The 25,673-nt window shown below is 71.4% G+C and carries 22 protein-coding genes; 7 read left to right on the top strand and 15 right to left on the bottom strand.

Annotated elements, in window-relative coordinates:
- Positions 1 to 51: 51 nt before the first annotated feature.
- Complete coding sequence (gene hemL, locus OG992_RS19545; RefSeq protein ID WP_266303974.1) at positions 52 to 1,389, bottom strand: glutamate-1-semialdehyde 2,1-aminomutase; 1,338 nt, start codon at positions 1,387 to 1,389, stop codon at positions 52 to 54.
- Positions 1,390 to 1,568: 179 nt separating this feature from the next.
- Between hemL and OG992_RS19550 the strand changes: the two genes are divergently transcribed.
- On the top strand, positions 1,569 to 1,904 hold the full coding sequence (locus OG992_RS19550) for an STAS domain-containing protein (RefSeq protein WP_088951070.1): 336 nt from the start codon (positions 1,569 to 1,571) through the stop codon (positions 1,902 to 1,904).
- Between the two features lie 15 nt (positions 1,905 to 1,919).
- Here the strand turns inward: OG992_RS19550 and OG992_RS19555 are convergent, their stop codons facing one another.
- Complete coding sequence (locus tag OG992_RS19555) at positions 1,920 to 2,474, bottom strand: two-component system response regulator (protein ID WP_091395745.1); 555 nt, start codon at positions 2,472 to 2,474, stop codon at positions 1,920 to 1,922.
- On the bottom strand, positions 2,471 to 6,838 hold the full coding sequence (locus OG992_RS19560; RefSeq protein WP_238683220.1) for a HAMP domain-containing protein: 4,368 nt from the start codon (positions 6,836 to 6,838) through the stop codon (positions 2,471 to 2,473). Before OG992_RS19560 ends, OG992_RS19555 begins: the two co-directional genes overlap by 4 nt.
- 294 nt (positions 6,839 to 7,132) lie before the next feature.
- Between OG992_RS19560 and OG992_RS19565 the strand changes: the two genes are divergently transcribed.
- A complete protein-coding gene (locus OG992_RS19565; RefSeq protein ID WP_238683219.1) occupies positions 7,133 to 9,205 on the top strand; it encodes a SpoIIE family protein phosphatase in 2,073 nt (690 codons plus the stop codon).
- A gap of 48 nt (positions 9,206 to 9,253) precedes the next feature.
- Entirely contained in the window at positions 9,254 to 9,685 is a 432-nt protein-coding gene (locus OG992_RS19570; protein WP_266303975.1) for a hypothetical protein, read from the top strand.
- A 69-nt stretch (positions 9,686 to 9,754) separates the two neighbouring features.
- On the opposite strand, the gene OG992_RS19575 is transcribed toward OG992_RS19570, so the two are convergent.
- Positions 9,755 to 11,113 (bottom strand): FAD-binding oxidoreductase, encoded by a 1,359-nt coding sequence (locus OG992_RS19575; RefSeq protein WP_266303976.1) that lies wholly within the window; start codon positions 11,111 to 11,113, stop codon positions 9,755 to 9,757.
- Between the two features lie 96 nt (positions 11,114 to 11,209).
- On the opposite strand from OG992_RS19575, the gene OG992_RS19580 reads away from it, so the two are divergent.
- Together OG992_RS19580 and OG992_RS19585 are read left to right on the top strand one after the other, a co-directional pair.
- Entirely contained in the window at positions 11,210 to 13,306 is a 2,097-nt protein-coding gene (locus OG992_RS19580; protein WP_266303977.1) for a S9 family peptidase, read from the top strand.
- 157 nt (positions 13,307 to 13,463) lie between these two features.
- On the top strand, positions 13,464 to 13,649 hold the full coding sequence (locus OG992_RS19585) for a hypothetical protein (RefSeq protein ID WP_266303978.1): 186 nt from the start codon (positions 13,464 to 13,466) through the stop codon (positions 13,647 to 13,649).
- 24 nt (positions 13,650 to 13,673) lie between these two features.
- Here OG992_RS19585 and OG992_RS19590 read toward each other — a convergent pair whose 3' ends face one another.
- The 4 genes from OG992_RS19590 to OG992_RS19605 form a co-directional block, all read right to left on the bottom strand.
- Positions 13,674 to 15,203: an FtsX-like permease family protein gene (locus OG992_RS19590; protein WP_266303979.1), complete on the bottom strand. Its 1,530-nt coding sequence runs from the start codon at positions 15,201 to 15,203 to the stop codon at positions 13,674 to 13,676.
- On the bottom strand, positions 15,200 to 15,901 hold the full coding sequence (locus OG992_RS19595; protein WP_266303980.1) for an ABC transporter ATP-binding protein: 702 nt from the start codon (positions 15,899 to 15,901) through the stop codon (positions 15,200 to 15,202). Before OG992_RS19595 ends, OG992_RS19590 begins: the two co-directional genes overlap by 4 nt.
- Complete coding sequence (locus OG992_RS19600) at positions 15,898 to 16,434, bottom strand: PadR family transcriptional regulator (protein WP_238683212.1); 537 nt, start codon at positions 16,432 to 16,434, stop codon at positions 15,898 to 15,900. The genes OG992_RS19595 and OG992_RS19600 overlap by 4 nt, the downstream gene beginning before the upstream one ends.
- Positions 16,435 to 16,668: 234 nt before the next feature.
- Positions 16,669 to 17,283 carry a TIGR03086 family metal-binding protein gene (locus tag OG992_RS19605; RefSeq protein WP_266303981.1) on the bottom strand — a complete coding sequence of 205 codons (615 nt, stop codon included), beginning with the start codon at positions 17,281 to 17,283 and terminating at the stop codon, positions 16,669 to 16,671.
- Positions 17,284 to 17,314: 31 nt separating this feature from the next.
- On the opposite strand from OG992_RS19605, the gene OG992_RS19610 reads away from it, so the two are divergent.
- Positions 17,315 to 18,142: an AraC family transcriptional regulator gene (locus OG992_RS19610; protein ID WP_266303982.1), complete on the top strand. Its 828-nt coding sequence runs from the start codon at positions 17,315 to 17,317 to the stop codon at positions 18,140 to 18,142.
- Positions 18,143 to 18,156: 14 nt separating this feature from the next.
- Here OG992_RS19610 and OG992_RS19615 read toward each other — a convergent pair whose 3' ends face one another.
- Genes OG992_RS19615 through OG992_RS19640 form a run of 6 tightly spaced genes read right to left on the bottom strand, consistent with a single transcriptional unit; the run spans position 18,157 to position 23,754 of the window.
- Complete coding sequence (locus tag OG992_RS19615) at positions 18,157 to 19,686, bottom strand: SpoIIE family protein phosphatase (protein WP_266303983.1); 1,530 nt, start codon at positions 19,684 to 19,686, stop codon at positions 18,157 to 18,159.
- A 13-nt stretch (positions 19,687 to 19,699) separates the two neighbouring features.
- A complete protein-coding gene (locus OG992_RS19620) occupies positions 19,700 to 21,025 on the bottom strand; it encodes a sensor histidine kinase (RefSeq protein WP_266305234.1) in 1,326 nt (441 codons plus the stop codon).
- A 32-nt stretch (positions 21,026 to 21,057) separates the two neighbouring features.
- A complete protein-coding gene (locus tag OG992_RS19625) occupies positions 21,058 to 22,071 on the bottom strand; it encodes a SpoIIE family protein phosphatase (RefSeq protein WP_238683252.1) in 1,014 nt (337 codons plus the stop codon).
- On the bottom strand, positions 22,068 to 22,487 hold the full coding sequence (locus tag OG992_RS19630) for an anti-sigma regulatory factor (RefSeq protein WP_238683209.1): 420 nt from the start codon (positions 22,485 to 22,487) through the stop codon (positions 22,068 to 22,070). The genes OG992_RS19625 and OG992_RS19630 overlap by 4 nt, the downstream gene beginning before the upstream one ends.
- Positions 22,484 to 22,894 (bottom strand): STAS domain-containing protein, encoded by a 411-nt coding sequence (locus tag OG992_RS19635; RefSeq protein WP_196920595.1) that lies wholly within the window; start codon positions 22,892 to 22,894, stop codon positions 22,484 to 22,486. Before OG992_RS19635 ends, OG992_RS19630 begins: the two co-directional genes overlap by 4 nt.
- Entirely contained in the window at positions 22,894 to 23,754 is an 861-nt protein-coding gene (locus OG992_RS19640; protein ID WP_266303984.1) for an STAS domain-containing protein, read from the bottom strand. The genes OG992_RS19635 and OG992_RS19640 overlap by 1 nt, the downstream gene beginning before the upstream one ends.
- A gap of 163 nt (positions 23,755 to 23,917) precedes the next feature.
- On the opposite strand from OG992_RS19640, the gene OG992_RS19645 reads away from it, so the two are divergent.
- Positions 23,918 to 24,274, top strand: a complete 357-nt coding sequence (locus OG992_RS19645; protein WP_030332365.1) for an STAS domain-containing protein — start codon at positions 23,918 to 23,920, stop codon at positions 24,272 to 24,274.
- A 13-nt stretch (positions 24,275 to 24,287) separates the two neighbouring features.
- Here the strand turns inward: OG992_RS19645 and OG992_RS19650 are convergent, their stop codons facing one another.
- Positions 24,288 to 25,568 (bottom strand): MFS transporter, encoded by a 1,281-nt coding sequence (locus OG992_RS19650; RefSeq protein ID WP_266303985.1) that lies wholly within the window; start codon positions 25,566 to 25,568, stop codon positions 24,288 to 24,290.
- Positions 25,569 to 25,673: the final 105 nt, after the last annotated feature.

Consider the following 25,673-nt stretch of genomic DNA (forward strand, 5'->3'; position numbering starts at 1 on the left):
CTGTTCGCGACTGCGGGGCTCGCAAACCCGGCTCACTCCTCGCGCTCACGCTCAACCCCCGTGGCCAGCCGCTGCCGCCGCGTTCGCCGCCGTCGGCAGCGCGTCGGCGATGTGCTCCAGAGCGGCGTCGTCGATCGCCGCCGACACGAACCACGACTCGAAAGCGCTCGGCGGCAGGTAGACGCCTGCGGCGAGCATCGCGTGGAAGAACGCCTTGAACGCCGGCACCTGCTGGGTGCGCGCGCTGTCGTAGTCGACCACGTCGGCGTCGGTGAAGAAGACCGAGAACATGCTGCCCGCGTACGACAGTCGGTGCGGGACCCCGGCGGCGGCCAACGCGTCGGACGCCAGCTTGCCCACGACGGCGGCCGTCTCGTCGAGGCGCTGGTACAGCGCGTCGTCGGCGAGCCGCAGGGTCGCCAGGCCGGCGGCGCAGGCGAGCGGGTTACCGGAGAGGGTGCCGGCCTGGTAGACCGGGCCGGCCGGCGCGAGTCGCGCCATGATGTCCGCGCGCCCGCCGAACGCCGCGGCGGGCAGGCCACCACCCATGACCTTGCCGTACGTCCACAGGTCGGCGTCGGAGGCGTCGAGGCCGTGCCACCCGGCGCGGGAGACCCGGAACCCGGTCATCACCTCGTCCACCACGAGCAGGGCGCCGTGTGCGTGCGCGATCCGGGCGAGCTGCTGGTTGAAGCCGTCGCGGGGGGCCACCACGCCCATGTTGCCGGCGGCGGCCTCGGTGATCACCGCGGCGATGTGCTGGCCCTCGGCGGCGAACGCCTCCTCGACGGCCCGGATGTCGTTGTACGGGAGCACTATCGTCTCGCTGGCCGCCGCGCCGGTCACGCCGGGCGAGTCCGGCAGGCCCAGGGTGGCCACGCCGGAGCCGGCGGCGGCGAGCAGCGCGTCGACGTGGCCGTGGTAGCAGCCGGCGAACTTGACGATCTTCGAGCGGCCGGTGAAGCCGCGGGCCAGCCGGATCGCCGACATTGTCGCCTCGGTGCCGGAGTTGACCAGCCGGACCTGCTCCATCGGGGTCCGGTCGACGAGTTCGGCGGCCAACTCCACCTCACCCGGTGTGGGCGTGCCGAAACTGGTGCCCCGGGCGGCGGCGGCCTGCACGGCCTCCACCACCTCCGGGTGGGCGTGCCCGAGGATCAGCGGACCCCAGGAGCAGACCAGGTCGACGTAGCGGCGACCGTCGGCGTCGAACAGCCACGGGCCCTCACCACGGACCATGAAACGCGGGGTGCCGCCGACCGCCTGGAAGGCGCGCACAGGGGAGTTCACCCCGCCCGGCACGATGGCGCGGGCGCGGTCGAACAGGGCCTCGGAGGCCGGCGCGTCGGCTGGGTAGCGGCCGGATCCGGCGGGAAAGATGTCGGTCACGATGCCGCCATTGTGACAGCGCCGGACGGTCAACCAGCAGCCACCCCGTGGTGGGGTTACCCGGCTCACCTGTGCCTCGCGCCGGTCGGCAGCGCCGACACGGGGGGCTTCATGGCCTGGACGGCAACGGCTCGCGGCCTCGACAGGCCAGGTCGGTCGGATCGCGCTAGGCTGACCGGGTGGATCGTGCCGAACTGTCCATCACGCTACACCGGACGGGCGACGAAGCAGTCTTGCGCCTGGCCGGTGAGATCGACATGCTCACGGCGGCCCAGCTCTCCACCGTCGTCAACGAGGTGCTGGCCGACCCCCCGCCGAAGATCGTGCTCGACCTCGGCGGCGTCACCTTCTGCGACTCGCAGGGCCTGGGCACCCTGGTCGTGCTCAGCCGCAAGGCCAGTCACGCGCAGAGCCTGCTGATGCTGACGCACGTGGGCGACTTCCTGATCCGCGTCTTGGACATCACCGGCCTGCGCAGCGCCCTGATGATCCGCAACGACCAGCCCACCGGCTGAGCCGCCCCGCCACTGTCAGGCGGTGTTGCCCCAACGGGCCTGTTCGAGCAGCCGTACCGCCCGGTCGCGGACCTCCGGGTCGTCCGACCGGAGCTGCGCGGTCGCCTCGTCGACAGCGTCGGTGAGCCGCCGCCACTGCGTGTCGCGCTCCCGGACCAGATCCGACTGGGTGGCGAGCTGCCGGGTCTTCACCCACAGCTCCACGAAGACCGACACCTTGGCCCGCAGCACCCACGGGTCGAACGGCTTGGTGAGGTAGTCCACCGCCCCCACCTGGTAACCCCGAAGGGCGAGCTGGGCGTCCCGGTCGGCGGCGGTGAGGAAGATGATCGGCACGTGCCGGGTCCGCTCGCGGCGCTTGATGTGACTCGCCGTCTCGAAGCCGTCCATGTCCGGCATCTGCGCGTCCAACAGGATCACCGCGAAGTCGTCCACCAGCAACTGCTTGAGCGCCGCCTCGCCGCTCTCCACCGCCACGGACTGGACCGGCAGGCCCTGAAGGATCGCCTCCAGGGCCGTCAGGTTCTGCCGCCGGTCGTCCACGAGCAGCGCTTTGGCCATCTGGGTCACGAAGTCTCCTCGGTCCGGCTGCCGTTGATCCAGGACGACATCAGTTCGATCAGGTCGTCCAGGTCGACCGGCTTGGTGATGTAGTCGCTGCCCCCGGCAGCGAGCGCCGACTCACGGTCACCCGGCATCGCCTTCGCGGTCAGGAAGACCACCGGAAGGTCGGCGAACCGGTGGTTGCGGCGAATCTGGCGGGTGGTCTCGTAACCGTCCTGGTCGGGCATCATGGCGTCCATCAGCACGATGTCCACCTCCGGATGCTCGGCCAGCAGACGGACACCGTCCGCCCCGTTGTCCGAGTACAGCACGGTCATCCCGTGCAGCTCCAACGCGCTGGTCAAGGCGAAGACGTTGCGGACGTCGTCGTCCACGATCAGCACCGTGGCGCCGTCCAGTTGACGGGTGGCAGGTGCCTCCGGCCGTTCCGGCAACAGATCCAGCGGCGGCATCAACAGCGACGACGGCAGCCCGGCGCGCTGCGGCGACGGAGCCTGCGGCGCGACCACCGCGTCCGGGGCCAGCACCTGCGGCACGAACAGGGTGAAGGTCGAGCCCTGACCGGGCGCGGACGACACGGTGATGGTGCCGCCGATCAGTCGGGCCAGATCGCGGCTGATCGACAGACCGAGGCCGGTGCCGCCGTACCGGCGACTGGTAGTGCCGTCGGCCTGCTGGAACGCCTCGAAGATGATCGACAGCTTGTCGTCGGAGATGCCGATCCCGGTGTCGATCACGGTGAACGCGATCACCTGCTGGGCGTTCGTCAGCGCCGGCACGTCGAAGACCGCGTTCTCCGCGGCCGGGGCGATCCGCAGCGTCACGGCGCCGTTGTCGGTGAACTTCACAGCGTTGGAGAGCAGGTTGCGCAGGATCTGCTGCAACCGCTGCGCGTCGGTCACCAACGCCGGCGGCAGATCCTTGCTCACCCGTACCTGGAAGTCCAGGTTCTTCTCCTCGGCCTGCGGCGCGAACGCCTGCTCGACGTAGCCGCGCAGCTCGGTGAAGCGAATCTCGGTCGGCTCGACGTCCATCCGGCCCGCCTCGATCTTGGACAGGTCGAGGATGTCGTCGATCAGTCGCAGCAGGTCCGAGCCCGACCCGTGAATGGTCCGGGCGAACTCGATCTGCTTCGGGCTGAGGTTCTGCTCCGAGTTCTCGGCCAGCAGACGGGCCAGCAGCAGCAACGAGTTCAGCGGGGTCCGCAGCTCGTGGCTCATGTTGGCCAGGAACTCCGACTTGTACGCCGACGCCCGGGTCAGCTGCTGCGCCTTCTCCTCCAGGCCCAGCCGCGCCAGCTCGATCTCCCGGTTCTTGGTCTCGATGTTGCCCTTCTGCTCGGACAGCAGAGTGGCCTTCTCCTCCAGCTCGGCGTTGGTGCGCTGCAACTCCGCCGACTGCTCCTGCATCTCGTGCGCCAGCCGCTGCGACTGGGCCAGCAGCTCCTCCGTACGCCGGTTGGCCTGGATGGTGTTGACAGCGATGCCGATGGTGAGCACCAACCGCTCCAGGAACGACAGGTGCAGCTCGGAGAAGGCCGACACGCTGGCGAACTCGATCACCCCGAGCAGCTCGCCCTCGAACAGCACGGGGAGCACCACCAGGTCGGACGGGGGTGTCTCGGCCAGGCCGGACCGCAGGGTGAGACGGCTGTTCGGGGAGGCGCTGACCCGGATTGTGCGACGGGAGAGCGCTGTCTGCCCGACCAGCCCCTCACCCGGCCCGAAGGTGACGTCGTGCCCCCGTGCCACGTACCCGTACGAGGAGGTCAGCCGCAGCCGCATGCTGCCGTCGGTGTCGTCGGCCAGGAAGAAGGCACCGAGCTGGGCGTCGACCAGCGGAGTCACCTCCGTCATGATCATGCGGCAGACCTCGCCGAGGTCGCGCTGGCCCTGCAGGAGGCCGCCGATCCGGGCGAGGTTGGAGTCCAGCCAGCCCTGCTCGGCGTTCTTCTTCGTCGTCTCCCGGAGGGTGACGATCATCTGGTTGATGTTGTCCTTCAGCTCGGCGACCTCGCCCTGCGCCTTGACCGCGATCCGCTGGGTCAGGTCGCCCCGGGTCACCGAGGTGGACACCTGGGCGATGGCCCGCAACTGCGTGGTCAGCGTCGAGGCGAGCTGGTTGACGTTCTCGGTGAGGTCGCGCCAGGTGCCAGAGACGCCCTTCACCTGCGCCTGACCGCCGAGCTTGCCCTCGATACCTACCTCGCGGGCGACCCGGGTCACCTCGTCGGCGAACGACGACAACTGGTCGACCATCGTGTTGACAGTCGACTTCAGCTCCAGGATCTCGCCCTGGGCGTCCACGGTGATCTTCTGCGACAGGTCACCCTTCGCCACGGCGGTGGTCACCGAGGCGATGTTGCGGACCTGGCTGGTCAGGTTCGACGCCATCGAGTTCACATTGTCGGTCAGGTCGCGCCAGGTGCCGGAAACGCCCTTCACCTGCGCCTGACCGCCGAGCTTGCCCTCGGTGCCCACCTCGCGGGCCACCCGGGTCACCTCGTCGGCGAACGACGAGAGCTGATCCACCATCGTGTTGACAGTCGACTTCAGCTCCAGGATCTCGCCCCGCGCGTCCACGGTGATCTTCTGCGACAGGTCACCCTTCGCCACAGCGGTGGAGACCTGGGCGATGTTGCGGACCTGGGCGGTCAGGTTGGACGCCATCGAGTTCACGTTGTCGGTCAGGTCCCGCCAGGTGCCAGCGACCCCGCGTACCTGGGCCTGCCCACCCAACTTGCCCTCGGTGCCCACCTCGCGGGCCACCCGGGTCACCTCGTCGGCGAACGACGAGAGCTGATCCACCATCGTGTTGACAGTCGACTTCAGCTCCAGGATCTCGCCCCGCGCGTCCACGGTGATCTTCTGCGACAGGTCACCCTTCGCCACAGCGGTGGTCACCGAGGCGATGTTGCGGACCTGGCTGGTCAGGTTCGACGCCATCGAGTTCACATTGTCGGTCAGGTCCCGCCAGGTGCCGGAAACCCCCTTCACCTGCGCCTGACCGCCCAGGTTGCCCTCGGTACCCACCTCGCGGGCCACCCGGGTCACCTCGTCGGCGAACGACGACAACTGGTCGACCATGGTGTTGACGGTGTTCTTCAGCTCCAGGATCTCGCCCTGGGCGTCCACCGTGATCTTCTGCGACAGGTCGCCCTTCGCCACGGCGGTGGAGACCTGCGAGATGTTGCGGACCTGGCTGGTGAGGTTGCCGGCCAACTGGTTGACGTTCTCGGTGAGGTCCCGCCAGGTGCCGGAGACGCCGCGCACCTGCGCCTGACCGCCCAACTTGCCCTCGATGCCCACCTCACGCGCGACCCGGGTCACCTCGTCGGCGAACGACGACAACTGGTCCACCATCGTGTTGACGGTGTCCTTCAGCTCCAGGATCTCGCCCTGCGCCGCCACCGTGATCTTCTGCGACAGGTCGCCGCGCGCCACCGCCGTCGAGACCTGAGCGATGTTACGGACCTGGGCGGTCAGGTTCGACGCCATCGAGTTGACGCTGTCGGTCAGGTCCTTCCAGGTGCCGGCCACGTTCGGCACCTCGGCCTGGCCGCCCAACTTGCCCTCGGTGCCCACCTCACGGGCCACCCGGGTCACCTGCTCGGCGAAGAGCCGCAGCGTGTCGGTGAGGTAGTTCATCGTGGCGGCCAGCTCGGCCACCTCACCACGCGCGCCGACCGTGATCTTCTGCGACAGGTCGCCCTTGGCCACCGCCGTCGCCACCTGCGAGATCGACCGCACCTGGCCGGTCAGGTTCGACGCCATGGTGTTCACCGAGTCGGTGAGGTCCTTCCAGGTGCCGGCGACGCCCCGCACGTCGGCCTGGCCACCCAACTTGCCCTCGGTGCCCACCTCACGGGCCACCCGGGTCACCTCGTTGGAGAACGACGACAGTTGGTCCACCATCGTGTTCACGGTGCGCCCGATGCGCAGGTACTCACCGCGCAGCGGCCGACCGTCGATCTCCAACGCCATGTGCTGGGACAGGTCACCGTCGGCGACCGCCACGATCACCCGGGCGATCTCGGTGGTCGGTCGACCCAGGTCGTCGATCAGCGAGTTGATCGCCCGCTGCCCCTCCGCCCAGGAGCCGTCCAGCCCCTCGTCGTCGAGCCGCTCGGTGAGCCGGCCGTCACGACCGACGATCCGGCTGATCCGCCGCAGGTCAAGGTACTGCCGCTCCTGGAGCGAGACCACCTCGTTGAAGGCGTCCGCCACCTCACCGGCCGCGCCGGCCCGGCGGGGAAGCCGGACCTTCAGGTCGCCGCGCCCGATCCGTCGCAGTGCCTCGGCCAACTCACCGAGGAGCGCCTCGTGGTCGGACGCGGACGGATCCGCCACCGACTGCTTCGACGTGGTCATCATTCCTCGCTCAACTCGGGGGGCGCCGGTCCGTGCGGACACACCGGCACCCCATATTGTGCCCGCGCGCGCCGTGGTGCCAGGGTGCGCGACCCGCCAGGTGGCATCGATCGCGCGTCAACCCGCCCGATCGGCGTCGAGCCGGCACGGCGCGCCGCAAACCTCGCCCAGCCCCCGCACCGGTCGTTTCGACGCGTCACCCAGCACGCTGCCACCGGTGCCGCTGACCGACGCGACAGCCCGCGATCGGTGATCGGCTTGGCACCCGGCAGGGGGACGGTGGAGGATACGGGGGTGCCAGACGAGGCGGGGCCCGCGACGGCCGGGGCCCGGGACGGGGCCGTCCGGCGTGTGCGGCTGCCCGCCGACCGCCGTACGCCGGCCGCCGCCCGCGCCGTGGTCCGCTCGGTGTTGACCGAGTCACACCTGGACGAGCTGGCCAACGAGGCGCTGCTGCTCACCACCGAGCTGACCACGAACGCCGTCGAGCACGCCCGCACCGAACTGGACATCGAGGTCGTCGCGGACGAGATCGGGTTGACCGTCACCGTCTCCGACTTCGCCCCCGGTTCCGGCGACGAGCTGACCGTCGGCGACCGCAACGACTCCACCGAGATCAACGAGGTCTCCGTGCGGGGCCGGGGCCTGCTGCTGGTCGACCACTTCGCCAGCCGCTGGGGCACCACGTACCTGCCCACCGGCAAGGGCGTCTGGTTCCGGCTCGACCGCCCCGGCGTCGACCCGCCCTCCGGCGGGAGCATCGGCGAATCGACACCGGCCAACGCCGGCCCCCGGACGAGCACCGACGGGTCCGCGCCGAGCGCCAGTGCGATGAGCGAACTCATGCAGACCGCCCCCGACCTGTACGGGGACGACCCGCTGCCCGACTTCGCCACCAGTCTGCTCAGCCGGGTCGCCGAGATGGTGGGCGCAGCCGGCGGCACGATCCGCCTGGACCGGGGCGACGGTCAGGGTCGCCAGGTGCTGGCCCGCTTCGGTCGGCCGCCCCGCCCCGACAGCGACCTGCTCCGGGTGCCACTGACCGTGCACCGCCCCTACGCCGGGGAGTTGGAGTTGGACGCCGCGCCGTCGGCGTACGCCCAACCGTTGGCGGTGCTCACCGCCGAGCGGCTGTCGCTGCACCTGGAGAACGACCGGCTGCGCCGGGCCGACGTCCGCCGGCAGGTGTGGCTGACGTTCCTGGCCGAGGCGAGCGAACTGCTGGCCCAGTCGCTCGACGTCGACCTGACCATGGCGCTGGTGCCGCAGTTGGTGGTGCCGCGACTCGGCCAGTGGTGCGCGGTGCACACCACCGACGAGTGGGGTCGGCTCCGGCTGGCGGCGGCCAGCCACGCCGACGAGTCGATGCTTCCGCAGTTGCACAAGGTGCTGGCGGAGACCGGGCCCGATTCGATCCAGGCCCGCCTGCGCGAGGCGTCCCGCAGCGCGGCGCAGATCCCCCTGGGCGGCCCGATGGAGGGTTTCGCCGTCCCGCTGATCGCCCGCGGGCAGCGGCTCGGGACCCTGGCGGTGGGGCGGCACCAGCGGCACCGGCACGACCCGGACGAGGTGGCAGTGTTGGAGGACGTGGCCCGGCGGGCCGCGCTGGCCATCGAGAACGCCCGGATCCACGCCGAACGCCGTCGGGTGGCGCAGACGCTCCAGCAGTCTCTGCTGCCGCCGGTGCTGCCGCTGGTGGACGGAATCGGTTTCGCCGCCGAGTACGTCCCGACCGGCGACGACGCCGAGGTGGGCGGCGACTTCTACGATGTGGTGCCACTGCCCGACGGGCGGTGGCTGGTGGTGATCGGTGACGTCTCGGGCAAGGGTGTCCAGGCGGCCGCGGTGACCGGGCTGGTCCGGGACGTGATCAGGGTGCTGGTCGGCGACGGCAAACCGTTACCGGAGGCGCTGGCACGGCTCAACGAGACACTTGTCGAGCGCGGTGGCGGTCGCTACTGCACGCTCGCGCTGGCAGCGGTCGGGCCGGGCGAGGGTGGCCAGTTGGACGTCTCGCTGCACCTCGCCGGGCACGACCGGCCGGTGTTGCTGGCCGCAACGGGCGGCGCCGGGTTCGTCGGCACCGGCGGCACCGCCCTCGGCCTGCTCGACACGATCACCTCGCCGACGGCGGAGATCACGCTCGCGCCGGGCGATTCGCTGATCTTCTACACCGATGGTGTCACCGAGCGGCGGCGCGGCCGGGAGCTGTTCGGCACCGATCGGCTGCGCGACGCCGCAGCGCCCCTGGCCGGGTATTCGGCCGACGTGGTGGCCGCCCGGCTGCGCGCCGCGGCGATCAACTTCTCGGTCGAGCCGCCCCGGGACGACATCGCCGTCCTGGTGCTCCGCAACGACGCGAGCTGACCGCCGCGCCGCCCTCGGATATTCGGTCCGCTCGGTAGATTGACGGTCATGACGAGCGTCGCGCAGGTCACGTCGTACTCCCGGCCGGCAGTCCGGGCCCTGATCGTCGCGCAGCTCGCGACCCTTGGCGCGTTCGTCGCCGTGCTGCTGCTCTACGTCGGTCGGATGACGACCGCCGGCGTCGGCCCGGCCGAGATGCTGACCGGCACGTACGACCCGAAGGACATGATCCCGTTCGGGATGGCTGGGCTGAACCCGTTCCTCTGGCTCTACGCAGTGGTCGGGATGCTCTACGTGGTGGGTGCGGTGCTCGCGCTGCCGTTGGCGATCGTCGCTGTGGCGCTGGCCGCCCGAGCGCGTGAGGCCCTGCCCCGGGCGACCCGGTCACTGCTGCTGGTCGGCGCGGTAGGCGGTCTGCTGGTGCTGGTGGCCCGTTTCACCCCGCCACTGCTGGACATGCACCGGTGGTGGCTGGACTGACCTCGGCCGGGCCGCACCGGCCGACAAGCTGACCCGGCCGGGCCGCACCGGCAGACGGCCAACCCGGCCTCACAGGCCGCCGGGGAGCCGCCCGGGTGCGAGCCGGTGCTCCGGATCCAGGTGCTGCTTCGCGGCCCGCAACTGGGCCAGGCCGGCCAGCTCGCCCCAGAGGTCGACCGCCTGGCGGACCGCCGCCGGAGCGGAGACCACCACGCAACGGCCATGCCGGGCCAGCAGCACCCCTCGGACGGCGGCCAGGATGGACGCCACCCGGTCGGCTGCCAACGCCCCGGGCAGTGCCGCATGCACCACGCCCAGCCCGGCGGAGCCGCGCACCGGCACCGGCGCTCCGGCAGCGTCGCGTAGCGCGTAGACGGCGGCGTGCAGGTCGCCGATCGGGACTTCCAGGCGCAGCGCCGTGTCACCGGGCGCGAACGGGTAGCGGCGCCACCACGTCGGCGCGGAGTGGGCGATCGTCGCCTCCCCGTGCAGCAGGCCGACCAGCCGCTCGGCACGCTCGCCGACGTCGGCCGGGCCGCCTTCCAGCAGCACCACCAGGCTGCCGGCCCGGGACGGGGCGCCGGCCCGGCCGGACATCGACGGATGACGCTCGCGGGCGGTGGCCGCCGGGTGACCGGGCGGGTACGGCGTACGTGGGCGGGGGGTGCCTCCGGGCAGGTCCAGCTCGATGGCCGACGGCTCCAGCCGAGCGGCGAGGATCGTCTGGACCAGGTCGTGCACCTCCAACGGCGTCCACACCGGGCGGGACACCCAGAGCCTGCTCGCCGGCACCGGCTGCACCCGCATGCTCGCCGACACCAGCACGCCGAGCGCGCCCTGGGAGCCGCAGAGCAGGCGGGCCAGGTCGAGGCCGGGCGCGCCACCGCCGACGCTGATCAGCTCGCCGTCGGCGGCGAGGTAACGCACACCGAGCAGTTGGTCGCAGGGGCTGCCGTGGCGGTGGCGCAGCGGACCGGACTCGCCGGCGGCGAGCACGCCGCCCAGTGTCGCGCCCGGTGAGGGGGCGTCCATCGCGAGCCGCTGCCCGGTGCGCCCCAGGGTGGCCTGCACCGCCCGCAGTGGAGTGCCGGCACCCACGTCGGTCACCAGCGAGTCGACCGGTTCGTGACCGATGCCGGCGAGCCGGCCGGTGTCGAGCAGGATGTCGACCTGAACGGGGGCCGCACCCCAGTCGATCTTCGTGCCCGCACCTCGGGGCACCACCGCCAGATCGTGCACGGCGGCCAGCCGCAGCACCTCGGCGGCGGCGTGCGGGCCGCCCGGGACGGCCACCCAGCGCGCCGGTCGCCCGGCCACCTCATCGGCCGGCCCGGCCAGCCGGGAGAACGGTGGACCGCAGATCGCCGCCAGCCGCCGGGTGATCTCGAGGGCTCCGGACCGGCCGAGGGAACTCGCTGCTGCCGCCATGCGGGCCATCGTACATGTGTTCGAAAGCCGTGGTGGCGAGTATCGGGATGCCGCTGGTCCGGCGCGCTGCGGCTGCCGGCCGGTAACGTGGCCGCCGTGACCACCGAGACTGCCCCGCCCGCGGCGAAGCGGGTGCCCAGCGAGCGCACCCACCACGGCGACACAGTCGTCGACGAGTACGCCTGGCTCGCCGCCAAGGACGACCCGGAGACGATCGCCTACCTGACCGCCGAGAACGAGTACACCGACGCGCGTACGGCACACCTGGCCGACCTGCGCGCCGACCTGTTCGAGGAGACTCGCCGACGCACCCAGGAAACCGACCTGTCCGTGCCGACCCGCAAGGGCGGGCACTGGTACTACACACGGACGGTCGAGGGGCAGCAGTACGGAGTGCAGTGCCGCCGGGCGGTCCGCGACGGTGAGACCGACCCGCCGGTCAGCGCCGACGGCGCCCCGCTCGACGGCGAGGAGGTGCTGCTCGACGGCAACCTGCTGGCCGAGGGGCACGACTTCTTCTCACTCGGCGCGTTCGACGTCAGCCCGGACGGTCGCTGGCTGGCCTACTCCACCGACTTCTCCGGCGACGAGCGATTCACCCTGCGGGTGAAGGACCTGACCACCGGCGAGTTGCTCCCGGACGAGGTGCCGGACACGTTCTACGGCACCGCCTGGTCGTCGGACGCCTCCGTGTTGTTCTACGTGACAGTGGACGACGCCTGGCGGCCGAACCGGGTCTGGCGGCACACCATCGGCTCGGCCGCCGCCGACGACGTGGTGGTCCACCAGGAGGACGACGAGCGGTTCTGGGTGGGGGTGGAGCTGACCCGGTCGGAGAAGTTCATCCTCATCGACGTGCACAGCAAGGTGACCAGCGAGGTGCTGGTGATCCCCGCCGGCAACCCGACCGGCGCGCCGGCCGTGATCGCCCCCCGCCGACAGGGCGTCGAATACACCGTGGAGCACCACGGCCACCGCTTCCTGATCCTGCACAACGACGGCGCCGAGGACTTCGCGCTGGCGTTCACCTCGGCGGACGTACCGGGCGACTGGGTGCCGTTGATCGAGCACACCCCCGGCACCCGGCTGGAGGCCGTCGACGCCTTCGCCAACCACCTGGTGGTGTCGCTGCGCACCGACGGGCTCACCGGGCTGCGGGTGCTGCCGGTGGGCAGTGACGACGGGTACGACATCGACTTTCCCGAGCCGCTGTACAGCGTCGGGTTGGACGCCAACCCGGAGTACCGCACCGGCCAGGTCAGGTTGCGCTACTCCTCACTGATCACCCCCGACTCGGTGTACGACTACGACCTGGTCACCCGGCAGATGGTGCTGCTGAAGCAGAAGCCGGTGCTGCCCGGGCCGGACGGGCGACCGTACGACCCGGCCGAGTACGAGCAGCACCGCGACTGGGCGCTCGCCGACGACGGCACCCGGGTGCCGATCTCACTGGTCTGCCGCGTGGGCACCCCCCGGGACGGCTCGGCACCCTGCGAGCTGTACGGCTACGGCTCGTACGAGGCCAGCATGGACCCGTGGTTCTCGGTGGCCCGACTGTCCCTGCTGGACCGGGGCGTGGTCTTCGCTGTGGCGCACACCCGGGGCGGCGGTGAGCTGGGCCGACGGTGGTACGACCAGGGCAAGCTGCTGGCCAAGAAGAACACCTTCACCGACTTCGTGGCGTGCGCCCAGCACCTGGTCAAGGCCGGCTGGACGGCAAGCGACCGGCTGGTCGCCCGGGGCGCCTCGGCCGGTGGCCTGCTGATGGGCGCGGTGGCCAACCTCGCGCCGGACGCGTTCACCGGGATCGTGGCGCAGGTGCCGTTCGTGGACGCGCTCACCTCGATCCTCGACCCGTCGCTGCCGCTGACGGTCACCGAGTGGGAGGAGTGGGGCAACCCCCTCGACGACCCCGAGGTGTACGCGTACATGAAGTCCTACACGCCGTACGAGAACGTGGCCGCCGTGGACTACCCCGCGATCCTCGCGGTGACCAGCCTCAACGACACCCGGGTGCTCTACTCGGAGCCGGCGAAGTGGATCGCCCGGCTGCGGGCTGTCGCCCCGGGCGGCGACTACCTGTTGAAGACCGAGATGGGTGCCGGGCACGGTGGCCCGAGCGGTCGCTACGACTCGTGGCGCGAGGAGGCGTTCATCAACGCCTGGATCCTGGACCGCATCGGCCACGCCTGACCCGTGGGACGGCATGATCGCGCTCGGTGGTGGGGTGGTCCCCTCGGCGGCTCGGGGAGACCACTGCTTCCATGATCGGGCGCGATCATGGCCGGGTCGCACATGCGCGGCCTGGCCTTTCCGGGTCGCGGCGGATGTCGCGCCCTAGACTTCCGGGGTGACCCCGGCCTCGGATAGTGACGGTGGAGCCGCCGAGGACGTCCGCCGACCGAGCGTGGCGGCGGTGGCACGGGACCGCCGGGTCTGGCTGATCCTCGCGGTGGTCGCCGGCCTGGTGGTCTGCTGTTGTTCGGCAGTGGTCGGCACCCTGATCGCGCTCTCCTCCGGCCTGCTCGCCGCCTGACCCGGCCGGTGGGGGCACAGTGGTTCAGGTCGTGCGCAGCTCGTCCAGGGCGGTGCTGGCGCGCAGGAAGAGCAGGCCGACACCGATCGTCAGCAGCACCGCTGCCAACGCGCCGGCACCGAGCCACGCCAGGTGTTCCAGGGGTACGGCGGGGACCCGCCTGACCTCGGGTAGTCGGACGAACTGGATGTACTGCCCACGGGTGGCCGGGTCGGCACAGAGCGCGTCCGTGCCGGTGCAGATCTCCGTCGACGATTCACCCCGCACGGCTCCGGGAAAGAGCCCACGACCGAGCAGCGTGCCCACGGCGAGCGCGAGCAGGATCGCCGGCACGGCCGGCGCCAACGCCTGCCAGGCCACCGAACGGCTCAGCGTGGCGCGCGGCACCCCGGTGGCGACCAACGCGGCGTACGCGCGTCGACGGGCGACGATCCCCTCGACCAGCGCGACGATCAACCCGCCCGCCGCGATCAGGATGGCCACCGCGACAGCGGCGTCGACCAGGTCCATGGTGTCCAGGTAGAACGAATCGGGACGCTCGTCCACGCCGGCGAGCAGGTTCTGCTCACGGTCGAGCTGGTCCTGGGCGGCGAACTGGGCGCGCAACGCGGCCGCACCGGCACCGAAGATCAGCGCGGCGAGCAACGCCGCGAACGTGCGGCTGCCCGCCCACGGGTCGGCCATCAGCCGGCCCGCCGCGAGCAGTGCCGGAGCACGGCGGGCGTGCCGTCGCAACAACCGGCCGCAGTGGTACGAGATCCAGCCGGTGCCGATCACCACCCCGATCATCGCCGCGAACGCACCCGCCGCGAACAGCAGCGGCACCAACCAGGCCAGCCCTCCGGTGTCGTCCACCGAGTTCACCGCGGGGCGGATCAGCGCGAACGAGGCCACGCCGAAGCCGATCAGGAGTCCGGCCCACGGACCCGGACCACGCTCGCGGGCGGCCTTGCGGCTGACCCCGAGCGGGCTGGTGGTGACCGTACGCAGCATCAGGGCGGCGGCCAGCGCCGCCACGACCGGCAGACCGAGCACCACGCCGGCCAGCGCGCCGGTCGACGGCAGCACGTCGGTGGGTAGGGCCAGTTGACCTTGCGCATCCGGGCGGTGCAGCAGATCGCGGCCGACCAGATAGACACCCAGCCCGACGAGCGTGCCGAGCAGAGCAGCCACGCCGGTCTCCAGAACCACCAACCGGGTGACCTGCCCGGGAGTGGCGCCGGCCAACCGGAGCGCGGCCAACCGGCGATCCCGTGCCGGCGCGCCGAGCCGGGCGCACTGGCCGGCCAGCGCCAGCACCGGGATCATCAGCATCAGCAGCGCGATCGCCGTGCCGCCGCGCAACCCGGGCTGCGCCAGCAGAGCGTTGTGGTACTGCTCCGACCACCTGTTCTGGTTCTCGTCCGTCGCCGCCGGGGTGGGGATGGCCAACACGGTGAGCGCCGTCAGCCCGGCCACTGTCGCCAGCAGGGCGCTGAGCGCGGTGAGCACCACCCGGGCGATGTCGGTGCGGGTGCCGGCGAGCGCGAGTCGGAGCAGCGTCGCCGGTCTCACCGGGCACCGCCGGCCAGCGGCACGTCAAGCCCCAGGCCGGTGTGGTCCACCAGGCCGTCCCGCAGCACGATCTCCCTGTCCGCGTACGCGGCGATCCGCGGCTCGTGGGTGACCAGCACGACGGCGGTGCGCTGCTCGCGGGCAAGCCGGACCAACTGGGTGAGGACCTGCTCGCCGGCGAGCGTGTCCAGTGCGCCGGTGGGCTCGTCGGCGAAGAGCACCCGAGGCTCGGTCACCAGCGCCCGCGCCGTGGCGCAGCGCTGCTGCTGGCCCCCGGACATCTCACCTGGCCGAACATCGGCCAGCTCGGCCACCCCGAACCGTTCCAGCCAGGTGAACGCCGCCGTCCGTGCCTCTCGCCGCCCCGTGCCGGCGAGGAGCAGGGGCAGGGCGACGTTCTCGGCGGCGGTCAGCTCGGCCACCAACTGACCGAACTGGAACAGCACCCCGAACTCGGTGCGCCGCAGCCGGGACCGGGCCGCCTCCGACCAGGTGTCGATGCGGTGCCCACGCCAGGTGACCTCGCCGGCGTCCGGCCGGAGAATCCCGGCCAGGCAGTGCAGCAGCGTCGACTTGCCGCAGCCGCTCGGCCCGGTCACGGCGACGATCTCGCCCTCGGCCACGTCGAGCGTCACGCCGCGCAGTGCGGGCGTCGGGCCGTACGCCCGAACCACCCCGCGAGCCTGGAGTTGCGTCACGGATGCACCTCCCGGTGCCAGTCGGCGACCCGGCCCAGGGTGGCGTGCAGCCACCGCAGATCCGCGTCGAGGTGGGCGATCGCGAAATCGGCAGCGACCACATCGCTGAGGGTGGCGGCCTGATCGGCCTTGACCGCTGTCAACTCCCGCAGCCGCGCGGTGTGCGCGGCCCGCTGGGCGATCAGGTACGAACGGGCCCGGTCGACATCGGCGACCAGGAGCGCCACCACGACCTTGGCGAAGAGTGTGCTGGCCACGTACGGCATGGGTGCTTCCACAGTGGACAACCACTGGTCCAGCGTGACGCGCCCCTGGTCGGTCAGCGCGTACGCGGTGCGATCCGGCCCGCCCACCCGGTCCTGGGCGGCGGCAGCCACCAGCCCGTCGCGTTCGAGCCGACCGAGAGTGGCGTAGACCTGCCCGAAGGCCAGCGGTCGAGCCCGCGGCAGCCGCTCGTCGTGCGCACGCTTCAGCTCATACCCGTGCCGGCTGCCCCCTGCGAGCAACCCGAGCAGGACATGCGGCGTAGACACCCAGCCAACTATTCACCCAGCGAATACCCAAGTCAACAACCCCAACCCCGCCCCCGCCCCAACCCCGCCCCCACCCCTGCCTCCACCCCTGCCCCACCCCGCCCCCACCTGGTTGATCAAGAGGTTTGCGTCACCAACGTGCCGGAACCTGACGCAAACCTCTTGATCAACCAGGTGGGCGGAAGGCCTTGGGGGTGGGGGTGGGGGTGGGGGTGAGGGCCGGAGGGGTGGGGGTTAGGGGGTTTGGGGCCAGGTGGGGGTGCGGCCGGTTTGGGTCAGGAGGTGGGCCAGGTCGTGGGCCAGATTGGGGGGCAGGTTGGGGGTGGGGTTGGGGGGCAGGTTGGGGGTTGGGGTGGGTAGGGGGTCGGCGAAGACGCCCATCTTGCGGGCGGTGGGACCCAACTGCTCCACCAGCGCATGCAACTCGGCCACCGCCTCCGGGGCTGGGTGGTACGGCTGGCCGGTGGCCACCGCGAGATCCCAGCCGTGCACTGTCAGGTCCAGCAGGGCCATGCCGCCGATGACGGGCTGCGGCATGCCCATGCCCGGCGACACGCCCTCCAAGGTGGACGGATCCGACCAGGCGGTTACCAACCGGCCGGTCTCCACCTCGAAGCGGTCTCGCCAGCCGTCGCCCAGGTGGTCGGGCTTCTCGGCCCACTCCACCTGTCGCTTCTCGGCCAGGTCCTGAAAGTTGACCACCACCTGGAAGAGGTGGTTGAGCAGATCACGGACCAGGTAGTCGCTGCACGGGGTGGGCAGGTCCAGCTGGTCGTCGGAGACACCCCGTACGACATCGACGGTTCGCGGCGCGGCGGCCGCCAGCAGCTCGCTAGTCTGAGTGGACATAGGGCCAGCGTATGAGGGTGGTCTTGAACAAATGCGACAGCGACCGCGTGGCGACAGCCGAGGCATTCTCGACCCCGGGCGTCTGCTGCGCGAGATGCGCTTCCGCCGACACCTGCCGGCGGAGTCGCTGCGTCAGTGGGTCGAGCACTACTGGTTGATCGACTGGGCGTTGAGCGCGCCGTTCGAACAGCGGGTCGTGCCGCACCCGGCGGTGAACGTGGTGTTCCGACGGGACGACGACGGGCCCGAGTCCGGCGAGGTGGCCGGGGTGGGCCGCGACCTGTTCCGGATCACGCTCAACGGCACCGGCCGGGTGTGCGGGGTGCAGTTCCGCCCCGGCGGCTTCCACCCGTTCTGGCGGCGCGCGGTCAGTGAGCTGACCGGCCGTAGGGTGCCGCTGCCCACCGGCCGGCTGACCCTCCCGGACGTCCCGGTGGGCGCCGGCACGTCTCCGGGAGCGCCCACCTCGGCGGCCGGCGACGACGAGCGCTGCCGGGCGCTGGACACCCTCCTCACCGCCTGGCAGCCGAAGCCGGACCCGATGGCCGAGGAGGCCGTCCGACTGGCCGAGGCGATCCGCAAGGACCGGACGGTGCTGCGCGTCGACGACTTCGCCGCGCGCCACGACGTTCCGGTCCGCCGGTTGCAGCGGCTCTTCATGGAGTACGTGGGGGTCGGGCCGAAGTGGGTGATCCGCCGCTACCGACTCCAGGAGGCGGTCGAACAGGCCGCCGGTGGCCCGCTGAGCTGGGCTGACCTCGCCGCCGACCTCGGCTACAGCGACCAGGCCCACCTGGTCCGTGACTTCACCGCCGTGGCCGGGGTGTCCCCCGCCGCGTACGCCCGCTCAGTTGGCTGAGGAGAGCTGACAGATCAGCGACGCCGCAGGACGACCACGGCGACGTCGTCCTGGATCTCCGGTGGGGCCAGTTCCACGAGCAGTCGGGCGCAGAACCGGTCCAGGTCACCGTCGACAGTCGCGGCGACGCTGGCCAGGGCGGCGAGCCCTTCGTCGATGGTGGCGTCCCGCCGCTCGATCAGCCCGTCGGTGTAGAAGACCAGCGTGGCGCCGGCCGGCACCACGAACTCCAGGTCGTCCGGGCGCGGGGCGCGGACGCCGAGCAGCGGCGCGGAGTGCTGCACGAACTCGACCTTGCCGTCGATGATCATCAGCGGCGGAAGGTGCCCGGCACTGGCCAACCGGACCCGTCCGGTCGGCGGGTGCATCAGCAGTACGCAGAGCGTCGCCAACTCGTTCGGCAGCAGGGTCCGCATCAGCTCGTTGACCCGGTGCAGGATCTCGCCGGGCTGGTGGCCCTCGACCGCGTACGCCCGCACCGCGTGCCGCAGCTCGGCCATCACTGTCGCCGCGTGCAGTGAGTGGCCGGCGACGTCCCCGATCGCGAGCAGCAGGTGCCCGTCGAGCATCACCAGCTCGTAGAAGTCGCCGCCCACCTCGGTCTGCGCGCTGGCCGGCTCGTAGCGCACCGCGAGGTCCAGGCCAGCCACTGTGGGCAGCCCACGCGGGAGCAGGCTGCGTTGGAGGGTGACAGCGATCCGGTGCTCCTCGTCGAACGAGCGCTGCCCCTCCACGGCCGCCGCCACCGCCTGAGCCAACTGCTTGAGCACCGGGGTCCGTGCGGTCTGGGTGGCGGTCGGGACCACCACGTACAGCGGGGCCCGGTCCTCGCGCAGTCGGGCGGCGGCGACTGTCACCGTGTCGTCCGCCGGCCAGTCGACGAGCGCCCAGTTCGCTGGGGTCTCCACCCGGACCGTGGCACCGGTGGGCACACCGGTGTCGTCGACGACCCAGGGCACCACGGCGGCCACCGCGCCGGGACCGGCGCAGACACCCGCGAGGCAGTCGCCGTCGAAGGTTTCGGCGATCACCGCGGCCGGGCTCTTGAAGATCTGCGCGGCGCCCTCGGCTGCGGCCTCCAGCAGGCGCGCGAAGGTCGGCGCCGCGTGCACAGCGACTGTCGTGTCGGCCAACCCGAGCAGCCGCTCGGCGAGCAGTTCGGCGCGCTGGCGGGCCTGGTAGTAGCGCAGCACCGCCCGGGTGGTGGCGATCAGCTCCTCGGGCTCGATCGGCTCGGTCAGGTACGCGTCGGCACCCCGGGTCAGCCCCTGGGCGCGGTCGGCCACGTCCACTGCGTGCGCCGACACGTGGATCACCGGCATCGCCGGGTGCCGCGCCTTGATCTGTTCGCAGACCTCGTAGCCGCTCAGGTCGGGCAGCCGGACGTCGAGGACCACCAGGTCGATCCGGTCCACCTCGACCCGAGCCAACGCCTCGGCGCCGTTCTCGGCCTCCAGCACCGTGAACCCGGAACGGGTCAACCAGCTGACCAGCAGGTAACGCTTGGTACGACTGTCATCGACCACCAGGATGGTTGTCGGCATGCCGTCCACGCCGTCACGCCCCGCCGACGGGTAGGGAGACGGTGAATGTGCTGCCTTCGCCGGCCGCGCTGGTCAGCTCCAGTGACCCGCCGAGCAGCGTCACCAACCGCCGGGCGTACGGCAGACCGAGGCCGGTGCCGCCGACCCGGGTGGCACCGGGGATCTGGTAGAACTCCTCGAAGATCCGGTCGTGCAGCTCGGGAGCGATGCCCGGCCCGGTGTCGCGGACCTCGAACTGCCAACGGTCGCCGTGTTGGCTGGCCCGCAGTCGCACCTCGCCGCGCTCGGTGAACTTCAACCCGTTGTGCAGCAGGTTGCGCAGCACCTGGCCGAGCAGCACCTCGTCGGTGCGCAGCAGGGCCGGCGCGGCCGGCTCCTCCACTACCAACTCCACCTCGGGGCGGGTGGCCAGCGCGCGCAGCGTGCCGCGCAGTTGACCGAAGACCGGCCGCAGGTCGACCTCGGCCAGCTCCGGCTCGATCCGGCCGGACTCCGCCTTGGCCAGGTCGAGGAGTTCGTTTACCAGGTTGAGCAGGTCCGCCGCCGACGAGCGGATCAGATCGATCTGGCGGCCCTGCTCGTCGGTGAGCGGGTCGGAGGCGGAGTCGGTGAGCAGCCGCCCCAGGCCGATGATCGCGGTGACCGGGGCGCGCAGCTCATGGCTCACATTGGCCAGGAACCGGCTCTTCGACTCACTGGCCGCACGGAGTTGGGCCGACTTCTCGTCCAGCTCGGCGTAGAGGGCGACGACGCCACGGTTGGTCTCCTCCAACTCCTCGGTGAGCTGGTTGTAGAGCGCCAGCACGCCGCGGTTGGTCTCGGCCAGCTCCTCGTTCAGCACGGCCAGCTCGTCGCGCTGACTGCGCACCTCGTCTAGTGCGGCGATGAGCTGCCCGTTCTGCACTGTCAACTCGTCCAGCGCACTGGCCGGCGCGGTGCGGCCGAGTTCGGTACGGAACTCGGCCAGCCGCTCCGGGGTCGGCGTCGGCGCGTTGGCCGGGACTCGTCGGGACATCCGTACGACCGTAACCCCCTCGACGGTCGACACGCTCAGTGTGTCGACCAGTCGGGACACCGCGCCGGACTGCGGTTGGTAGCGATCGTCGGGCAGCGGGGACACCGGGGCCAGGTCGGCGCGCAGGTGGAAGCGGCCGTCGGCACCCGCGTCGACGTGGAAGGAGACATCGGCACCGCCGACTGTCCGCAGCAGATCCCGGGCGACCTCGCTGAGCGCGGTGGCGATCCGCACCTGGTCCTGGTGTTCGAGGCCGACCACAGCGGCCACCTCGCGCCCCCGCTGACGGATCACGAAGATGTCCTGCTCGACCCGCAGCGCCATCTGGAGCAGCGGCAGCGCTGCCGGCTCTCCGCTCACGCCCACGACCTCGCGACCAGTACGCAGGCGTCGTCACGTCGTACACCGGCGTCCCGGAGCAGGGTCGCCGCCATGATCAGCGGGGATCGCTCCGCCAGGCCCGGGTAGTCGGTCATCCGCCACCGGTCGACCACCCCGTCGCTGTGCATCACCAGCCGGGCGCCGGGACCGAACGGGTAGTCGTACTCCCGGATCGTCGGCCGTTGGTGGCCGGCGATGCCGGGCAGCGACACCAGCCCTCGACGGCGGCCGTCACCCTCGACGACCACGCCGGCGATGTTGCCCAGGCCGGCGTAGTGCAGCACGCCGGCCTCCGGCATCAGCTCGCCGACGGCGAGCGCGGCGCCCCGGGTGTGCGACATGCTCCGGTGCAGGTGACCGACCACCATCGCCGGTGGGCCGGCCGGGGCGTCGCGGAACGCGGCCAGCGCCGCCTCGGTGGCGGCTCCGGCCAGCGGGCCGTGCCCCAACCCGTCGCTCACCAGCACCTGGTGCCGCCCGTCGACGACCCGCACGGCGTAGCCGTCGCCGCTGATCGTCTCGCCGGTCAGCGGTCGGGTGAGAGCGCCGGCCCAGGACGGCCGAGCCGGCTCGGCCGGCCAGACCTGCACGGCGAGGACGGTGCCTCGGCCCGGCAGCGAGTATCCGTCGAACCAGCTGGCCTGCCGGACGATGGCGCCCAGACCGATGCCGAGTGTGCCGGTGGTGGAGTGCCCGTCCTGGGACGAGACGGTCAGGTCGGCCATGCCGGGCCCGGAGTCGATTGCCACCAACTCCACCCCGGCCTGCCCGGCGCGGCGTACCGGCCGGAGCAGCAGGACACCGTCGTCGGCGTGCTTGACCAGGTTGCTGGTCAGCTCGGCGGCGACGATGGCCAGGTCGGCGATGCGCGCCTCGCCCATCTCCACCTGCGCGCCGAGACGTTCGGCGGCACGCCGGACGGCACTCGCCGCGCTGCTGGCCTCCACCCGGAACCAGATGCCACTGTCGGTGACCGCGTCGGCGTTCACCTGGACCACTTGGTGACCGTGATCCGCGTACCGGTCTCCGCTGACGTCTCGATCTCGAACTCGTCGACCAGGCGTCGTGATCCACTGAGCCCGAGGCCGAGGCCACCGCCGCTGGTGTAGCCGTCGGTCATCGCCAGGTTCAGGTCGGCGATGCCCGGCCCGGAGTCGGCGAACACGATCTGCACGCCCTTGCGTCGGCCGTTGTCCACGACAGTCACCTCGACCGAACCGCCGCCGCCGTACACCAGGGTGTTGCGGGCCAACTCGCTCGCAGCGGTGACCACCTTGGTCTGGTCGACGAGGGACAGCTTGCTGGCCACCGCCACGGCGCGGACCAGCTGCCGGACGCGCACCACGTCCTCATCGCTGCGGACCGACTGCGCCTGTGGCTGGCCCAGGTCGATGCCCGCGGTCACGGCGTGGCCGTCTCGGCGTCCGGATCGTCGTCGAGCTGGTAGTCGAGCTCGTCGGCGTGGGCCGCCGCGATCAGCTCCATGCCACGCTCCACGTTCAGCGCGGTACGGATGCCGTTCAGCGACAGCCCGAGTTCGACAAGGGTGATGGCGACGGCCGGACGCATCCCGACCACCACCGTCTCCGCGTCCAGCACCTTGGAGATCGACGCGATGGTGGAGAGCATTCGCCCGACGAAGGAGTCGACGATGTCCAGTGCCGTGATGTCGATGATGACGCCGTGGCAGCCGGTCGCGACGATGCGCTCGGCCAGGTCCTCCTGGAGCGCGACCGCCGTCTGGTCGGACATGTCGAGCTGAATCGAGACGAGCAGGATGTCCCCGATCTTGAGGATCGGCACCCTCTCCATCAGGCGTCCCGGCGCGGCTGGCGGCGGGCGGTCTCCACCCCGGTGAGCCGCAGCACGTGGCGCAGCGCGTCGGCGAGGCTCGCCTTGGTGGCGATGTCGCCGAACTCGATGCCGAGCGCCACGATGGTCTGCGCGATCTGCGGACGGATGCCGGAGATGATGCAGTCGGCGCCCATCAGCCGGGCAGCCACAACGGTCTTCAGGATGTGCTGGGCGACCTGGGTGTCCACCGCCGGCACGCCGGTGATGTCGATGATCGCGTACGGCGAGCTGGTGTCGACAAGGGTCTGGAGCAGCCGCTCCATGACGACCTGGGCCCGGGCCGAGTCCAGGGTGCCGACCAGCGGCACGGCGACGACGCCCTCCCAGAGCTTGACCACCGGCGTGGAGAGCTCGAGCAGCTGCTCGGCCTGATCGGCGATCAGGCTCTCCCGGGTGCGAACGAAGCTCTCGAAGGTGAACAGGCCCATCTCGTCGACCAGCTTCGAGAAGGCGACGAAGTCCTGGAGCGCTTTCGGGCCGCCGGTCTCCTGCACCAGCTCGGCCAGCACGTCCTTCAGCGCGAAGATGCTGATCGTGGTCTCGGTGGCGGAGAAACCCTGCCGGGCCCGGCCACGGGACAGCTCGGAGAGCGCGGCGCGCAGCTCGGCAGCGCCGTCGGCGGCCAGGTCGATGGTGCCCTGCTGGCCGGTGGCGACGATGGCGCGGTGCAGGTCCTGGACCTGTCGGCGCAGCTCCGCCTGGCTCAGCCGGCCTCGCAACGAACTGGTGACGATCTCGGTCCACCGAGTCGTGACCCGTTCGTCCTGCCCGCTCAGCAGCGCGGCGAGCCGACCACTTTCTTCGGTGCTCAACGCCATTTCGAACCCCCTTGACCTGGACCGGGCGGACTCTATCACCGGGGTCTGATCAACTACTTGCCCCGTAGCAACGGAATGACGATGGCCACCGGATCACGGCTCCCGTTCTACCTCTGACCATGGTCGTGGGATACCGTTCCCCCGATAACAGGAGGTCTGGCGAATGTCGTTGACGGTGCACACGGAACAACGCGGCGACGTGGTCGTCGTGGCGGTCGCGGGCGAGCTGGACATGGCCACCGCACCGCAGCTTCAGGACCAGATCACCGACCTGCTCGACAAGGGCCGCAACCGGCTGGTGTTCGACCTGGCAGACGTCTCGTTCTGCGACTCGACCGGTCTGTCGGTCTTCGTCCGCGCCAAGAACAGCTGCGACGAGGCTGGCGGCGTGGTCCGGCTGGCCGCCCCGCAGCGCGGCGTGCTGCGCATCCTCGAGGTGAGCGGGCTGGTCGAGGTGCTGCACACCTACCCGACGGTGGATGAGGCAGTCGCCGGCGAACCGACGCCAGCTTCCTCCTGACCGTCAGCGTGCGTCACTCGTCCTCGACGTAACGAGGACGAGCGATCGCCATGCCCGCCGTCGTCTGCACGGCCAGGGCGCCCAACAGGAACCCGATCGGCGCGGTCCAGCCGCCGGTGGCCTCGTAGAGGATGCCGACCATCAGCGGGCCGAGGGCGGCGATCACGTACCCGGTGCTCTGCGCGAACGCGGAGAGCGCGACAGTGCCCTCGGCGGTTCGGGCGCGGAGGCCGATGGCGGTCAGGATCATCGGGAACGCGCCCTGACCGATCGCCAGCAGGGCGACCCAGAGCAGCGCGGCACCGTGCGGTGCGAACGCCAACCCCAGGTAGGCCAGCGCCGACGCGGTGGTCAGCCCGAGCACCAGTGGCCGCAGGCTGCCGAGCCGACCGGCCAGGGTGGGCATCAGCAGCGCGATCGGCACGCCGAGCGCGGTCACCCCGGCGAGCAGTAGCCCAGCCGACTCCGGCTGGTAACCGGCGTCGCGGAACAGTTGGGCCAGCCAGCCCATGATCGCGTACCCACTGAGCGACTGCGCCCCGAAGTAGACGGCCATCGCCCAGCCGAGCCGGGTCCGCGCCGGCCGGACCCGCGTCGGCGTGGCGACGACCGCCGTCGGGGTCGCCCGCCGCGCCGCGGCGCGGGTCCGCAGTGCCAGCGGCACCCACGGGAGTACGGCCACCGCTGCCATCGCGGCCCAGACGCCGAGCCCGGCCCGCCACGACCCGAAGGCGTGCGCGATCGGCACCGCGGAGGCGGCGGCCACAGTCGTGCCCACTGTCAACGCCATCGTGTACGCCCCGGTGACCAGGCCGGTGCGGTGCGGGAAGTGCTGCTTGACCAGCATCGGCAGCAGGATGTTGGCGACCGCGATGCCGGACAGCGCCAGCGCGCTGGTGAGTACGAAGATCAAGGCCGAGTCGGTGACGACCCGGAGTACCTGGCCCACGGCGAGGGCGAACATGGCGACCACCAGCACCCGGGCCGGTGCCACCCGGCGGACCAGCCACGGGGTGAGCGCGCCGAGGCCGGCGAACGCGATGGTCGGCAGGGTGGTGACCAGGCCGGCGGTGACGCCGGAGAGGCCCAGCCCGTCGCGGACCTCGTCGAGCAGCGCCCCGAGGCTCGTCACCACTGCGCGCAGGTTGAGCGCGACCAGCAGCATCCCGACCAGCACCAGCGCGCCACCGGTCGCCGGGTGCGTCCGCCGGCCGGTGCCGGGGTCCCGCGTCGGGCGAGGGTCGACGGCGACGGGGGCGGGCAGCGGCGGAGCGGCGGTTGGTGGCGGGGTCATGACCTCTAACCTACAATCATGGGATGAATTTGGGACCGGTGATGTAACCAGTGCCACCGTCTGTTGATTTCCCCTCCGCGCCGCCGGCGCCCCCCAGCGGCCAGC

This window comes from Micromonospora sp. NBC_00362 (genome assembly GCF_026342155.1).
GTDB lineage: Bacteria > Actinomycetota > Actinomycetes > Mycobacteriales > Micromonosporaceae > Micromonospora > Micromonospora hortensis.

Excerpts from the sequence above, each read along its gene's own strand:
- OG992_RS19560 (WP_238683220.1), bottom strand. The coding sequence starts at position 6,838 with ATGACCACGTCGAAGCAGTCGGTGGCGGATCCGTCCGCGTCCGACCAC.
- OG992_RS19570 (WP_266303975.1), top strand. The coding sequence starts at position 9,254 with ATGACGAGCGTCGCGCAGGTCACGTCGTACTCCCGGCCGGCAGTCCGG.
- OG992_RS19575 (WP_266303976.1), bottom strand. The coding sequence starts at position 11,113 with ATGGCGGCAGCAGCGAGTTCCCTCGGCCGGTCCGGAGCCCTCGAGATC.
- OG992_RS19605 (WP_266303981.1), bottom strand. The coding sequence starts at position 17,283 with ATGTCCACTCAGACTAGCGAGCTGCTGGCGGCCGCCGCGCCGCGAACC.
- OG992_RS19610 (WP_266303982.1), top strand. The coding sequence starts at position 17,315 with ATGCGACAGCGACCGCGTGGCGACAGCCGAGGCATTCTCGACCCCGGG.
- OG992_RS19615 (WP_266303983.1), bottom strand. The coding sequence starts at position 19,686 with ATGCCGACAACCATCCTGGTGGTCGATGACAGTCGTACCAAGCGTTAC.
- OG992_RS19620 (WP_266305234.1), bottom strand. The coding sequence starts at position 21,025 with ATGGCGCTGCGGGTCGAGCAGGACATCTTCGTGATCCGTCAGCGGGGG.
- OG992_RS19635 (WP_196920595.1), bottom strand. The coding sequence starts at position 22,894 with ATGGAGAGGGTGCCGATCCTCAAGATCGGGGACATCCTGCTCGTCTCG.
- OG992_RS19640 (WP_266303984.1), bottom strand. The coding sequence starts at position 23,754 with ATGGCGTTGAGCACCGAAGAAAGTGGTCGGCTCGCCGCGCTGCTGAGC.
- OG992_RS19645 (WP_030332365.1), top strand. The coding sequence starts at position 23,918 with ATGTCGTTGACGGTGCACACGGAACAACGCGGCGACGTGGTCGTCGTG.
- OG992_RS19650 (WP_266303985.1), bottom strand. The coding sequence starts at position 25,568 with ATGACCCCGCCACCAACCGCCGCTCCGCCGCTGCCCGCCCCCGTCGCC.